This is a genomic window from Micromonospora pisi (assembly GCF_003633685.1).
Lineage (GTDB): Bacteria > Actinomycetota > Actinomycetes > Mycobacteriales > Micromonosporaceae > Micromonospora_G > Micromonospora_G pisi.
Genome location: NZ_RBKT01000001.1, coordinates 1,494,326 through 1,508,675 on the forward strand (window position 1 = coordinate 1,494,326; position 14,350 = coordinate 1,508,675).

The 14,350-nt window shown below is 69.2% G+C and carries 12 protein-coding genes; 1 reads left to right on the forward strand and 11 read right to left on the reverse strand.

The window, feature by feature from the left end:
• Positions 1-108: 108 nt before the first annotated feature.
• The 11 genes from BDK92_RS05610 to BDK92_RS05655 form a co-directional block, all read right to left on the reverse strand.
• On the reverse strand, positions 109-1,260 hold the full coding sequence (locus tag BDK92_RS05610; RefSeq protein ID WP_121155231.1) for a carboxylate-amine ligase: 1,152 nt from the start codon (positions 1,258-1,260) through the stop codon (positions 109-111).
• A gap of 47 nt (positions 1,261-1,307) precedes the next feature.
• Positions 1,308-2,471 (reverse strand): M20 family metallopeptidase, encoded by a 1,164-nt coding sequence (locus BDK92_RS05615; RefSeq protein ID WP_121161680.1) that lies wholly within the window; start codon positions 2,469-2,471, stop codon positions 1,308-1,310.
• 90 nt (positions 2,472-2,561) lie between these two features.
• A complete protein-coding gene (locus BDK92_RS05620) occupies positions 2,562-3,140 on the reverse strand; it encodes a carboxymuconolactone decarboxylase family protein (RefSeq protein WP_121161682.1) in 579 nt (192 codons plus the stop codon).
• A 259-nt stretch (positions 3,141-3,399) separates the two neighbouring features.
• Complete coding sequence (locus tag BDK92_RS05625) at positions 3,400-4,389, reverse strand: hypothetical protein (RefSeq protein WP_121155233.1); 990 nt, start codon at positions 4,387-4,389, stop codon at positions 3,400-3,402.
• Between the two features lie 124 nt (positions 4,390-4,513).
• Positions 4,514-5,455, reverse strand: a complete 942-nt coding sequence (locus BDK92_RS05630) for a hypothetical protein (RefSeq protein WP_121155235.1) — start codon at positions 5,453-5,455, stop codon at positions 4,514-4,516.
• 113 nt (positions 5,456-5,568) lie between these two features.
• The gene (locus BDK92_RS05635) at positions 5,569-6,609 is read right to left on the reverse strand and encodes an enediyne biosynthesis protein (RefSeq protein ID WP_121155237.1); all 1,041 of its coding nucleotides are present in this window, start codon (positions 6,607-6,609) and stop codon (positions 5,569-5,571) included.
• Positions 6,606-8,579 (reverse strand): CRTAC1 family protein, encoded by a 1,974-nt coding sequence (locus BDK92_RS05640; RefSeq protein ID WP_121155239.1) that lies wholly within the window; start codon positions 8,577-8,579, stop codon positions 6,606-6,608. Before BDK92_RS05640 ends, BDK92_RS05635 begins: the two co-directional genes overlap by 4 nt.
• Before the next feature lie 43 nt (positions 8,580-8,622).
• The gene (locus BDK92_RS38840; RefSeq protein WP_170208507.1) at positions 8,623-8,766 is read right to left on the reverse strand and encodes a hypothetical protein; all 144 of its coding nucleotides are present in this window, start codon (positions 8,764-8,766) and stop codon (positions 8,623-8,625) included.
• A gap of 302 nt (positions 8,767-9,068) precedes the next feature.
• Positions 9,069-9,698, reverse strand: a complete 630-nt coding sequence (locus tag BDK92_RS05645; RefSeq protein ID WP_170208508.1) for a MerR family transcriptional regulator — start codon at positions 9,696-9,698, stop codon at positions 9,069-9,071.
• Positions 9,699-9,745: 47 nt separating this feature from the next.
• Positions 9,746-10,882 (reverse strand): NAD-dependent epimerase/dehydratase family protein, encoded by a 1,137-nt coding sequence (locus tag BDK92_RS05650; protein WP_246016843.1) that lies wholly within the window; start codon positions 10,880-10,882, stop codon positions 9,746-9,748.
• A complete protein-coding gene (locus tag BDK92_RS05655; protein ID WP_425462293.1) occupies positions 10,879-11,640 on the reverse strand; it encodes a helix-turn-helix transcriptional regulator in 762 nt (253 codons plus the stop codon). Before BDK92_RS05655 ends, BDK92_RS05650 begins: the two co-directional genes overlap by 4 nt.
• A 1,488-nt stretch (positions 11,641-13,128) precedes the next feature.
• Between BDK92_RS05655 and BDK92_RS05660 the strand changes: the two genes are divergently transcribed.
• Positions 13,129-14,310: an acyl-CoA dehydrogenase family protein gene (locus BDK92_RS05660; protein ID WP_121155243.1), complete on the forward strand. Its 1,182-nt coding sequence runs from the start codon at positions 13,129-13,131 to the stop codon at positions 14,308-14,310.
• Positions 14,311-14,350: the final 40 nt, after the last annotated feature.

The window sequence follows — 14,350 nt, forward strand, 5'->3', positions numbered from 1 at the left end:
TCGGTCACCCGTGGCCTCCCCTGATCAGGTGTGCCGGTTGCCGCGGCAGGGCCAGCCTGCCGCCGACGTCCGGTTCCCCCAGCATTTCCGAGGCCGGGGCGGTCGTCGTTACGCCGATGTGCTTTCTTCGCGCCCGGGCAGGCCGGACGCGGTCCGGGTGGCGATCTCGTCGACCACGTCGGTCAGCCGTCCGCGCAGTGCCGCGGCGGCCCGCTGGCGGGTGGCCCCGTCGCCGTCCGTGGCGAGCCGGGCCAGCCAGTCCTCGACCCGCTCACGGTCGCCCGCCTCGTCCAGTGCCGGTCGGGCGAGCTCGACCAGCCGCCCGGCGAGCGCGGCGGCGGGGAGCAGCCGACCCGTGGTGACGTCGACGCCGTTGCCGCCCATTCCGTCGCGGGCGGCCCGCCAGTACGCGAGGCGGACCAGCTCGGGGGTCAGCCCCGGTCCCTCGTCGCCCCGGTCGACGGCGTTCCCGGCGACGACCACGAGGGCCCGGACCAGGGCGGCGAACGCCGCGGACTCGGCGGCGGTGAGGGGGACGTCGGCCACCCGTACCTCGAGCGTGGGGTGGTTTGTCGACAGGCGGAGATCCCAGAAGAGCGTGCCCCGGTCGACCAGCGCCCCCGCCTCGAGCAGCGTGTCCACGTGGTCGTCGTACTGCTTGGCGGAGGTCAGGAACGGCGGCGGGCCGGCCACCGGCCAGCGACCCCAGGTGACGCTGCGCCAACTCGCGTATCCGGTGTCGCGCTCGGACCAGTAGGGCGAGTTGGCCGTCAGGGCGAGGAACACCGGCAGGTGTTGACGCAGGTGGTTGCCGATCAGCACGGCCCGGTCCCGGTCGGGCTCCTCCACGTGGACGTGGACGGCGCAGATCGCGAGTTCGTCGTGCAGGCCACGGAAGGTGGCTTTACCACGGTCCTGGCGTGGCCCCTCGGTGATGGGCGGCGGCACCGCGCGGCCGAGCACCGGCGACCCGCTCGCGATCACCCGCAGGCCCGCCGACCGGGCCGCGGCCTGGACGGCGGCACGGCCCTCGGCGAGCTGCGCGCCGAGATCGTCCAGGCGGCGGCACGGGTCGGTGCGGGTCTCGACCTGAAGCTTGGTGATCTCGCCGCCCACCCGGGTACCGAGGGCCGGACGCGCGCGGTCGACGACGGTGGCCGCCTCCGGCACGACCTCGCCCCGCTCGGTGTCCACGACGAGGAATTCCTCCTCGACACCGAGCAGGGGAACGGACGATCCCGTGCGCTGTCCGGTAGCCATGGCGACGCCGACCTCTCGCTGCCGGTCGTTCGCCGACAGTGAGCACGTTACGGGATTTCACCGGAGGGTAGCGGCCGAACAGACTCCATCATGGACAGCGTGTCGACGAGTCCGGCCAGGAGCGCCGTCCGCTCCGGCATACGGTCAAGGCAGACGTACTCGTCGGCGGAGTGCGCCCCGCCGCCCACCGCGCCCAGGCCGTCCAGGGTCGGCACGCCCAGCGCGGCGGTGAAGTTGCCGTCGGACGCACCGGCGGCGTGCGCGCCGCCAAGGTTCGGGGTGCCGAGCTGCCCGGCGATCGACTGGGCCAGTTCCAGCAGCGGCCGGGCGAGCTCCGGGGACATGGGGTAGCGGTTGATCCCGCCCTGTACGGCCAGCGTCGCCTCGGGCAGGAACGGCACCAGACCGCGAATGGCCTGGTCCACGCGTTCGAGTTCGGCCCTGGTCCAGGCCCGGACGTCGACGGCCAGGCTGGCGAGTTCCGGCACCGTGTTCGTCGTGGTGCCGGCGGAGAGCAGGGTCGGGGTGACGGAGGTGCCGCCGCTGTCCGCCGCGCCGAGCGTACCCAGCGTGAGCACCTGGTGGGCGACCTCGACCGTGGCGTTGACCCCGCGCTGCGGTTCGACGCCGGCGTGGGCGGCCCGCCCCCGGACGGCGAGGCGGTAGACCGAACCGCCCTTCCTGGCCACCTTCACGTGCCCGTCCGGAGTGGCCGCCTCGCAGACGAGAACCGCACCGGAACGTCGTGCCTCATGTTCGATCAGGGGCCGTGACGTGACGGACCCGGTCTCCTCGTCGCAGGTGAGCAGTACGCCGACCGCCGAGCTGTCTTCGACCAGACGCAGTGCCGCGAACATCTGCACGATGCCGGCCTTCATGTCGCACACACCGGGGCCCGTCGCGACGTCTCCGCGTACGGCGAAGGGTCTGGATCGGATCGTGCCGACCGGGAAGACGGTGTCGAAGTGCCCGAGGAGCAGCACGCGCTGGGAGGCGGCCGGCCACAGCAGGTGCGGTAGGCCGTCGATCACCACCCGCCGGGCGGGCCGGCCGAGTGCCTCCTCCCCCCAGCGCGCGAGCAGGTCGGCACAGGACTCGAGATGGCGCAGCGAGCCCGGTGGCGACTCGAACCTGACGAGCGTGCTCAGCCGGTCGACCATGTCCGCCCGGAGCCGCTTCGCGGCGTCGAGCAGACGGCGTGGGTGATCCATCGATCCCTCCAACTTCACTGGTGACGGGCCTGGCCAGGCATGCCCTTCGACCATCGCAGGGGATCGGGGTGTGGTCACCCTTGTCTGTGCTCAGGCAGCCGCTTCGCCACTCGGCCGCGCGGTGGTCGTCGGCCCGTAGCCGACCTCGACGATCCGGCGTGCGGACTCGGCGTAGGCGTCCTGGCCGACGGGTGCGAAGGTGCCGAGCCCGTCGACGTACCGGTTGAACATGCAGAACGCGGCGGCGATCAGGACCGTGTCGTGGATCTCCAGATCGGTGGCGCCCTCCGCGCGGGCGTCGGCGACCAGTTCGGTGGTGACGTCACGGCCGCTGATCTGCACCGCGCCGGCGATGCGCAGCAGCGCCCGCAGTTTGGCCGAGATCGAGGCCGCATCGAGGTCGGCGCGTACCTGGTCGACGAGGGTCATGCCCTCGTCGAGCTGCGCCGCGGCGAACGCCGAGTGCGACGCGCAGCAGAAGGTGCACTCGTTGCGCCCGGAGACGTACGCGGCGATCAGCTCCCGCTCCCCGGCCGGTAGCGAGTGGGGGGCACGCAGCAACACTTCGGCCAGCTCGTTGAGCGGCTTCGCCGTTTCCGGGCGGAACCGCATCGGGCCGGTGATGCCCGGAAACTGCTTCTCGTCGACCTCGAGATCGATGTGCGCCATGGTCGTCATGCCTCTCAGCCGTGAGCCGTGGCCCGGTCGGACGACGCCTGCGCCGAAGGCGACCACCCGCGGGGCGGCGTGTCCGACGCCGCGCAGCCACGATCTCATCCGGTCCGCCGGGCGCGATTCTTCATTCGTGCTCTCTGTCGCACCGGCCTGGAGGCGGTCCGGACCGGTGCCGCCGGTCCAGGAACATGCGACGACGCCGGCCCGGCCCCACGGACCGGGCCGCCGTCGCCGGACGGGAGTGCAGGCGGTGTCAGGCCCAGGGCGCCGTGGGGTACCACGGGATGATCTCGCGGCGGTCGAGCAGTCGCACGTCCCAGTAGAGGAAGGTGAAGACCCCGGCCACGATCAGCGCGACCGCGGTGACAGCGGTGATCCGGCGGGGGTTCGCCGCGATCCACCGCTGCAGGCGACCGCCGACGGTGTAGGTGAGGATCAGGAGGAGCAGCGCCATGACGACGATGTTGCCCAGTGACTGCAGGGTGAAGGCGGCGGCGCCGTACAACGGGTTGCCGCTCTCGGCCGCGTCCCGGAACATCTGCCGGAACAGCGGAAACGGGCGCCCGATCAGGAATCCCCCGATCAGCACCCCCATGAACACCATCGGCAGGTTCGGGTGACGGCGGGCGACGCGGGCGAACGGATCCCGTGCGACGCCGAGCGAGGCGAGCCCGAGGTAGATCATCGCGAGTCCGATCAGTCCGAAGACCACCATGGACTGGATGCTCCGGCCCGACAACTCGCCCGGGACGTTCGGCGCCATCGAGAACTGCGGCATGTCGGTGCCGACGAGTCCGACGACGACGCCGTACGGCACGCTCACGATGATCATGCCGACGGCCAGCCAGCCCAACGGCCTGAGGGTCCGGCCGAGCCGGTTCCAGCGTTCACCCGCGCCACCCAGCATCGGCGCCATCACGCCGAACGCGGCGATGTTGCACGCGGTGAACGTACCGGCCAGACCGGACACGAACGCGAAGGCGATGCCGGCGACGATGCCGGTGATCGGGGTTTCCTTGGCATCGTGGCCCAGCAGTGTGTCCGCGACGTTGTCGCCGATGGTCTGGTCCACGAACTGCGCCGACCAGACCACCGTCAGCAGGAAGCCGCCGAGCGCGCTGAGCAGGATGATGAGACCCCGCCGACGGGGTATGAAGCCGTTGACGAACGTCGACGTCGGCGGGGTGTCGGGGACGGCGGTCGGGTGCGGTGAGACGAGATTCGGATCACGCGTCTGGGTCATGGCAGTCCTTCACGGGACGGCGGAAACGTGTCGACCGAGCATGGCGTCGATGCGGCCACGGTGCCCACTTCTGCCTTGCCCGATTTCCACGTCCCGCCGGCCAACGGACGGACATACCGGTCCGTCAGTTGTTGTACGGCAGGGTCGGGAACCAGCCGAAGCCGAACATCGCCGGCACCCGAATGTCCCAGTAGACGACGGTGAACACGCCGAGCGCGATGAGCAGGCTGCCGGTGACCGCGGCCAGTCGGGCCGGGTCACGGGACAGCCAGGTCAGGAACCGGCCCCGGGTGGCGGCGATGACGAGGGTGAACAGGACCGCGACGATCGCGATGTTGCCCAACGACTGCAGCACGAACGCGGCGGCCCCGTACAGCGGGTTGCCGGTGTCCACCGCCCAGTGGAACAGCTTGTTGAACAGCGGGTACGGGCGGCCGATGAGAAACCCGCCGACCAGGGCGCCCAGGACGACCACCCGGGCGACGGGCCGGTGCGCGAACGGGTCCGGCAACACCCCGAGGGCCGCCAGCCCGAGATACAGCAGCGCCAGGCCGATCAGCCCGAACACCACCGAGGATTGGACGATCCGCACCGGTATGCCGCCGACCACGTCGGTGGACAGCTGCGGGAGTCGGTCGCCCAGCAGGACACCGACGAACCCGTAGACCGCCGACACGGAGACCATGCCGAGGGTGAGCCAACCCACCGGCCGCAGCAGCAGACGGAGCCCGGTCGCGGTACGGATCGCGCCACCGGCCGTACCCGCCTGACTCATCGGTCCGATCGCCGCCGCCATGGCGATGTTGCAGGCGGTGAACGTGCCGGCGAGTCCGGATACGAAGGCGAACAGCAGACCGCCCGCGGTGCCCGCGATCGCGGTGGCCTTGGCGTCGTGGCCGAGCAGGGTGTTCGCCACGTTGTCGCCGATCACCGAGTCGACGAAGTGGTACGACCAGACCAGGGCCAGCAGTACGCCGGCCAGCGCGCTGAGGATGACGATGCGACGGGTGCGTGGCGGGGAGACCACGCCAGGTGGCGGGGACGCGACGTACCGGGTTGTGCTCATGACGACTCCTGTCGAGGGCGGGGGCCGTACCGGTGGGATGCTCCGGTACGGGTTCCGGTCACCCGGAACCCGTACCGGTTGGCGCCTTGCCTGCCTGCTCAGACAGCCGCCGGTTATGGTGCCGTCTCGGCTGGGACGATCGGTCGCCGTTGCCGCTGCTGTTGCCGTTGGCGGTCGCGCAGCCACCTCCACCACCAGTAGCCTCCGCGCGCCAGGCAGACGAGGGTGACGGCGAAAAAGAGGGTGTAGACGACGTTGAACGCCATCAACACCCCGTACACGGTCGCCACGCTGGCACCGAACATGAACTGGTCCCTGAAGGATGTCGGCGTGGTCCCCGGGTCGGTGACCATGTAGTTGGTGAACAGGATGAACGCCACCCCGGTCATCGGTACCAGCGCGCCCCACAGCGACACGTCCCAGATCCAGTGCCGGACCAGGGCCTGGAGGACGAAGCCACCGGCCCAGCCCATGATCAGCGGCACCTTCCTGGTGAGGGCCGCGTTGAGCACCGTGCCGGCCGTGAGGATCACCACCGGAATCACGATTCGAATCACGTCCGGCACGTTCTCCGTGAAGTGGTACGGCGGGGCGATGTTGACCCAGGAGAAGGCGAGCAGGGTGATGGTGATGCCGAAGTTCGACGGGTTCATGAAGTGCCGCATCCGCCCCTTGATCGGCGCCTGCAGCACGTACTTCTGACCCACGGCGACCACGACGGCGAACGCGATCGGCCAGAAGAGGTCGTTCGCGTAGAGCAGCATGTTCGCCGCGAGGGCGGTGATGTGGGTGGGCAGCAGGAACGTGTACACACCCCAGGCGCCGTTGCCGGCGTACTCCGGTCGCCGCTTGCCCGCCCAGGCGGCGATCGTCGCGCAGGCGAACTCGGTGGCGTAGCCGACCAGGAGGGCGAGCAGCGGCCAGGTCCACGGCTGTTCGAATCCGAATATCGAGTAGCCGAGGATGTTGAAGATGCTCATGGAGATGGCGAAGTTGCGGAGGGCGAGGTAGCGCGGGTCGCGGCCGTCGATCCGGGCCGGCCGGGCCGGCGCCTCGGCCACCGTCGCGGTGCTGCGCTCGGCGGTCACCGGCCTGGTCGCGGCCGGATTCCTGATCCCGACGCCCGCGGTACTGAGACGTTCGACGTTCGTCATGACGCCGTCACCTCCTGGGCCTGCGTGGTGAGCATGAGGTCGTGCCAGCCGGGCGTGAGCTCCAGCGTCTGGTGGTGCACGACGCCGTTCATGTCGCGCCAGCTGAGCTGCGCCGACACCGGTCGGTCAGCACCGGCACCGAGCCCGAAGAAGACATCGAAGCTGCGCTTGCCGGAGTGCCCGCTGCCGCCGTCGAGCTGGGCGACCTGCGTCCGGCCGTCCGCACCGACGATCTTGACCTGGGCGCCGTACGCCGGGGTACCGATCGGTCCGTCCGTACCCGCCGCCGCCCCGGCGACCGGGCGGTGCAGACGCAACCCGAGGTAGTTGTCCTGGGCGACCTTGGCGTTGCGGTAGTAGACCGGTGGTCCCCACTGTCGGGCCACCGCGAAGTCCTGGCTTCCGTCCCCGTTCGCGTCGGCGACGGCGATGCCGCGTGACGGTGTGGTGTCGGTCATGCCCAGGTCCTCGCTGAGGTTGACGTACCGGCCGTTGTCCTCCCGGACCCAGAACGCGAACGGCTGCGAGCCCGCGATGTCGTCACCGGGCTCCGCGTTCGGCCACATGTGCGGCTCGGCGAGCATCAGGTCGTTGGCCATCGCGAGTTCCTGCAACCAGTTCCACCGGTTGATGTGACCGTCCACGAACCCGCATGCCTGGACCACGCTGAGGCGCCCGCTGTTGTCGAAGTCGGCCATCTTGGCGTCCCAGCCCCAGCCGACCCAGGCGATGTTCGCGTCCGACGCCGCGTTGTCGAACGGAGCGACGCCCCGCGACAGCTTGGCCCGCGCCTCGGCGAAGTCGTCGGCGGTGTTGCGCCAGAGGAAGTTGCTCTCCTCGATTCCCCAGGAAGTGGTGATGTTGCTGACGAACATGTCGAACCGGCCGCTGGAGTTCAGGTCACCGAACTCGATCGACATGCCCTTGAACGAGTCGTGCCCCAGCACCAGCGACTTCGGGGTGAACGCGCCCCGTCGGCCCTCGGCGAGGGTGAACCGGATGGTGCCGGGCGTCGAGACGTTGTGGAAGAACCGGTCGTTGCCGAAGTCGTTGGCCAGGTACAGCTCCGGCAGCAGGTCACCGTCGAGATCCGCCGAGGCCGCGCCGAGGGTCCAGCCGGTCGCCCACTTCGGATCCATGGTCACCTGCTCCTCGTACGTCACCGAGGGGGTGTCGCCGGCCGTCGCGGCCGTCCACCGCAGCACGTGCGCGCCGCCCGCGTTCTGGGCCCGCGACATCGAGTGGTTCATCTGCACACCCTTAAGTCCCTGCGGGTCCAACACCGCACTGTCCGGGAAGTAGTTGAAGACGCCGATGTCAGGATGTCCGTCACCGTCGAAATCGGCGACGGCGACCGCGTTCGTGTTCCATTGCTGACCGCGGTAGACGCCATCCGGCGACGCTCCCTGAGGAATCAGTTCGGTCGGGACAAAGGACCCGAGACTCAACGTCGCCGACGTTCCTCGCTGCATGAACAGGACGGGGGTCCGACCCCAGTAGTAGACCAGAAGATCGGTCCAGCCGTCCTGATTGAAATCGCCCGGCGTGCAGCCCATCGGCGCCATTGCCGTCCCCATCGGCAGGGGCGCGGGATCCAGCACGAACGGCGGGTAGTTGCCGGCACTGTCCGGTGCCGGGGTGACGATCACGGAATCGCTGCGGGTATCGACCAGGCACAGGTCGTTGGCGATTCCGCCACCGTCCAGGTCGTTGACCGCGATTGCGGCGCCGACCGAGGAAACCCAGGATTTGATGTGCTCGTACTCGGGGTTCACCTCGCGGACGGTCCGCTCCGGCAACCCGGCCGGCAGCGCGATCGGCCTTTCGACGAACTGAAATCGCGAGGCCAACGACGCACGATCAGCGGCGGACGCCTCCGGCAGTTGGGCCACCACGAACAGGCTGCCCACCAGGGTGAGCACGAACAGGGCCGGGGTCGACCGGCGTATGACGCCGGGTTTCGATGGCATCGCTATCCTCTCGGGTAGACGGCACGGCGCATCCCGGTCACCGTCACGGGTCCGGTGCCGGATACGAATCTGCGGCGATCGCCGCATGCTGGTGGACGGTCGTCGCCAACCGGGGCCGGAGATCCGCCTGTTCGCCGTCCTGCCCGTCGCCGGTGACGAATCCCATGACGACGTCGGGAAACGGCACTCGTGAGTCCCACCGAATGTCACCCGACACCTCGGATTGGCGACCAAATCATCTGGGCGTGCCACCTGGCGGCAGGCACTTCCGTCCTTCCTCCGGATATCTCGTGCGCCCGGGTTGAATCCCCGCCCATCGATATAATCGCGGTCGAACTCGTGCGGTGTCTTCTCAAGAATTGCTCAACCGCCGACGAAAGCGGAATAGCCGCTCGCGAGCGCCGGGTTACCGCAGCGGGCGCGCGGGGGATTCGGCGGATCGTCGGCCGGACGGGGGGTCAGCCCTCCGGACACCACCGAAGGGTCGGGTCAGGGTTTACGGGTGCCCAGGTGGTGGTCGTGGGCCATCCGGCGCATCGCGGCGAACGCCGCCTCCAGCAGGACGGTCTGCGCCACCACGGTCGCCCGGTCCACGGTGTCGTCCGCGTCCCTGGCGTACGCCAGGTCGGTCTCGTACGCCGCGAGCTGCTCCGCGGCTTTCGCGAGCGGCTCGAAGATGTCGACGTCGGCGGTGCGCCGCAGGCGCCGCATCGCGATCAGGACCTGGGCGAGCGTCTGGCGCCCCGGCGATCCGACCTCCACCGTCCAGCCGAGCCCCTCGATGAACTCGTCAACCTGGTCGCTGACCGAACCACCCGCGCTGAGCTCCGCGGCCGGCGGTGGCTCGGTGAACAGCGCCCGGTTCAGGGCCCGGCACAGCCCCTGGGTGGACAGCCCCTTGTTGTCGACCGCCGCCACCACCTCGTGTACGGAGGACAGACTCAACTGACCGATCCCGGTGAGCATCCGGATGAGACGCAGCCGCGCCAGGTGCGACTCGTCGTACCTGGCCTGGTTGCGAGCGGTCAGCCTCCCCGGCTCTAGCAGCCCCTCGCGAAGATAGAACTTGATCGTCGCGACCGGCACCCCGCTGACCCTGCTGAGATCCGAGATGCGCACGATATCCAACGATACGTGCCAATGCCATCCGACCCGCAAGACGAGATCTAGCTCACCCGGGGCCGGCCTACCACCCCCGACGGCGCCGGGCGGGTGAGGTACCCCTCGTCGCGCAACCAGCCGACCGTGTCGGCCAGGGTCGTGTCGAGCGGCACCGCCCCGGGTCCGAGCAGCTCCGCGCTGGTCGACGTGTCGACGGCGCGGCCGACGGCGCAGGTGTAGATGGCGCCGTACTCCACCGGCACGTGCACCGGCAGCACACGCTGGGCCAGACCGGTGAGCAGGCCGACCGGGAGCAGGGCGGCAGCCGGCAGGTAGATGGTGGGCAGCGTCCGGCCGGCCACCCGGCGCAATGCCCGGATCAGGTCCCGGGTATGCACGTAACGCCCCGGTGCGATGAACCGGCGTGGCCCCTGGCCCGTCCGCAGCACGGCGGCATGCAGTCGCGCCACGTCTCGGACGTCGCCCACCGGGAACCCGCCCAGCGGCCAGATCGGCATCCGTCCGCGCAGCACATCGCGCACTCGGCCGAGTTGGTCGCCGAGGTACGGGGAGTGCGGCCCGAGCGTCGCCAACGGGTACGTGATGACGACCGGCGCGCCATCCTCCTGGTGCCGCCGGGCGACCGTCTCGGCCTCAGCCTTGGACGCCAGATAGGTCTCCCTCGGTCTACCGACCGGCGATTCGACGGTGATCGGATCATCCTTGCCGGGCAGCAGGGCGCCGAAGCTCGACACGTACACGATCGGATCGGCCCGCACGGCCCGGGCGGCGGTCACCACTACCTCGGTGCCCCGGACGTTGACCTGCCGGATCCGAGCGTGGTCCCGGGTGTCGAAGCTGTAGACCGAGGCCGCGTGCAGGACCGCGTCACACCCTTCCATCGCCCACGCGACCCGCGCCGGATCCGTCACCTCACCCACCACGTGCTCGACCGCCGCCCGGTCCACCCCCAGTGGGGCGAGTACGGCGTGCACCCGGTCCGGATCGCGCACCAGCAGCCGCACCCGGTGGCCCGACCGGACGATCTCCGCCACCGAGTGGGAGCCGATGAACCCCGTGCCGCCGGTGACGAAGACCAGCATTCGCCCGTCGCCGCCACCCCGGACCGGGAGGGCACGCGTGTGGTCCACGTCAGCCGGCGTGTCGTCGCCGTCACCGTCGGCGCCAACCCACGCCCTCATGCGGCGGACCGATCCCGGCGGGCCAGCGACGGGGCCTGCGGCGGTAGGGCCTGCTGGGTGGACGCTCCGGTCTCGACCAGTTCCGGTAGGCCCCGCCTGCCGAGCGCCATCTTCCGGACGTCGAGCAGGGCGAGCAGTACGGGTGGGTCCAGCACCTGCATCGGCTTGAGCTGGAGGTCGACGGACTTGCTCGTCGCATCGCGCCCGATCACGATCGGCCCGCTGGTACCGACCGACAGCGCGGTGGAGTCGGAGAAGGTGTGCCGGGTGAAACCCTCGACATCGGCCGGCAGGGAGTGCGCCAGGAGGTACCAGTCGCCCTGCGGCACGTCGTCGAACCGGTACGGGCCCGGCCGGGCCAGCACCGTGCACCGTACCGGCCGGCCCTCCGGGATCCGCTCCGGAAACAGTCCCGCGAAGACGAGGCCGTGGCGCTCGATCTGGTGCGGCCAGATCGAACCGTGCACGACCGCGCGACGTGGACTGTCGGCGACCCTCTTCTCGTCGACGCGGACATCGCTGACGAAGCCACCCGTCTTCCGGTAGGCGGAGGGTGACAGGCCCACGCTTCTGGTGAAGCGCGAACTGAACGTCCCCACGCTGTTGTACCCGACGAGGACGCTGATGTCGCCGACGTTCAACGATGTCGACACGAGAAGCTGTTTGGCGCGCTGAAGGCGCATCGCGGACAGGAACCGGCCCGGTGAGACCCCGGTGGCCCGGCGAAAGATGCGGGTGAAGTGGAACTTGCTGAACATCGCCGCTCGGGCCATGTCATCCACGGTGACCTGTTCAGCAAGGTTGTCACGCATTGTCGCGATGGCCCGCACTACCGCACGTTCGGTGATCTCCTCCACGGCACCCTTCCCGTCTGTTTGTGCGACACAGCGAAAGCATCGAACGCCGATCTCGGTACGGCATCGCCATGCCCGTCTGGACAGGAGCGCCACCCATAAGGTGGCGTTCACTCGACCATCCCGAATGACGTCGCAGCAATACCGCACCATCGCGAACGAATCGCGCGAGAAAAGCCCGGCAGTGTCGATAGCATCGCTGAGGTCCCGAATTGCCATGCCTGATCGAACAGGAACGATGCTAGCGGAGGGTCCAATAGTTGGCAACACTTTCCGCAGCACCAGGAATACGGAGCGCAATCCAGAAGTGGGCCGACCATCCGCCGCTACCGAACGTCACACCCATCCATCAACCGCACTCGGAATGCTGCGGGAATTATGGGTAGCGGCGCTCACCAATCACCACCCACCGACCGGGCCTTATCATCCGCGCCGCGGACGCGGCCATGGACCCTACTTCACCCAATCGAGGTCGCTGCGGGAATATGTTGGCATCTGTCCACAAAGTCCCTTATTTACTACAAGTAGGAAATACTGGGCCTGGCCCGCAATCCTCGTCAAGTGCGCTTTCGGTCCACGTACGCGATGATGCAGGGTCCTCTTTGAACCGTTCTTGTTCCGGCAATTGTCCGACATCCCAGAATTGTCGGCCCGGCGAACACCCCGGTCGGACGGATGGTCTGCACGAGAAACATCTGCATGGCCAGCCGGACGGCCACCGAACAGCCGCCGACCGGCCACCCCGGCACAGTGCCGGAACTGCCCCATGACACGACTGACACCTCAGACTCTCCGCGCCACATTCACCCCGAGAGAATCATCCGATCGCCAGGTGGCACGGAGCGGTTCCGGAGCGGTTCCCAAGCGGTTCCGGAGCGGTTCCGGAGCGACAGAATGGCTCGGCGGCGAGGGCGGACACCGAAACACGAATGCGCCCGAAGAACGGCGGGGTCGACCTCGTCCCGCCCATTCCGAGGGTGCACGCCAGGACAGAGGCAGATCCCGCCGAATGACGGGTGCGTGATCGCCCCCAGGGGGCGGGCGTGACGCAGGCCGTCCTCGGGACGCCCGTACCGGCGCACGCCCTGGCCGCGGTCGGTCTCGCACACCGCCCTCGGGCGCCGCTCGTGGACGGTCTTCGTGCCGGCGCTCCGGGTCCGGGGCACGAGGCCGCGGCGGCAAGGGCGCCGGCGACCCGACGCACCTCGCGAGGGCGGCACACCTCCCCCACGCCGGGCCAAGCCGGAGGGCAGACACAGAACGCAATACAGAAGATGCGCCCGACGGTGGACCGATGCGAGCGTGCAGAGGCGAGCGTCTCGACGCGTGGCGACAGTCGGTCAGCGGCGATGACGACGTGCCCTTCTCTGGGGACGATTTCAGGAGGAACAGATGTCGACCACCACTGTCCCGACCCGCGAACAACTCGTCAGTCGAGCCTCGGAGTTGGCACCGCTGCTGCGGAAAAACGCAGACGTGGCGGAGACCGACCGGCGCCTGCCCGACGAGACGATCGAGGCACTTGGCCAGGCGGGCTTCTATCGCATGCGGGTGCCGATCCGCTACGGCGGCTACGAGTGCGACACCCGGACCCTCGTCGAGGTGGCCACCGAGCTGGGTCGCGCCGACGGCTCTGCCGCGTGGACTGCCTCGGTGTACTGGATTCCGACCTGGATGGCGTGCACGTTCCCGGACGAGGTCCAGGACGAGGTGTTCGCCACCCCCGACGTACGAGTCTGCGGCACCCTGAGCCCGAGCGCGATGGCCACCCCGGTCGACGGGGGCGTCCTGGTCGACGGCAAGTGGGGATTCATCAGCGGCGGCCCGCACAGCCACTGGCAGGTGGTGATCGCCGTCCTGGTGGGCTCGGACAGCGAACCGTACCCGATCATGGCCCTGGTCCCGATGTCGGATCTGCTGAAGGTGGACGACTGGCACGTGGCAGGGCTTCGCGGGACGGGCAGCATCAGCACCGTTGCCAAGAACGTGTTCATCCCGCAACGACGCATCCTTCCACTGCCCGCGGTGTTGCAGGGTCAGTACGCGTCGGCGTTGAACGCCGAGTCGCCGATCTACCGCTCCCCGCTGCTCCCGGTGGCCTGCGCCTCCTCGGTGGGCACCGCGGTGGGGCTGGCCAAGGGCGCCCTGGACATCTTCATGAGTCGGCTGCCCAACCGGAAGATCACCTACACCGCGTACGACAGCCAGCGGACGGCACCGCTGACCCACCTACAGGTCGCGGAGGCGACCATGAAGATCGACGAGGCCGAGTTCCACGCGCACCGGCTCGCGACGCTGGTGGACACCAAGGGCGTGGAGGACGCCGAGTGGAAACTGGAGGAGCGCGCACAGGCCCGCGCCGACATGGGGGCCGCGTGCCGGCTGGCAAAGGAGGCCGTGGAGATCCTCGCTTCGGCCAGCGGGGGTTCGTCGATCTACAACGACGTGCCGATCCAGCGCTTCTTGCGCGACATCCAGGCGGTGAACCTGCACGCGCTGATGCACCCGAACACCAACTTCGAACTGTACGGCCGGATTCTGTGTGAGCTCGAACCCAACACGCTCTACATCTAGAAGGGAACGGGGCATGACGTCGCGCAGCACATCGTCCACC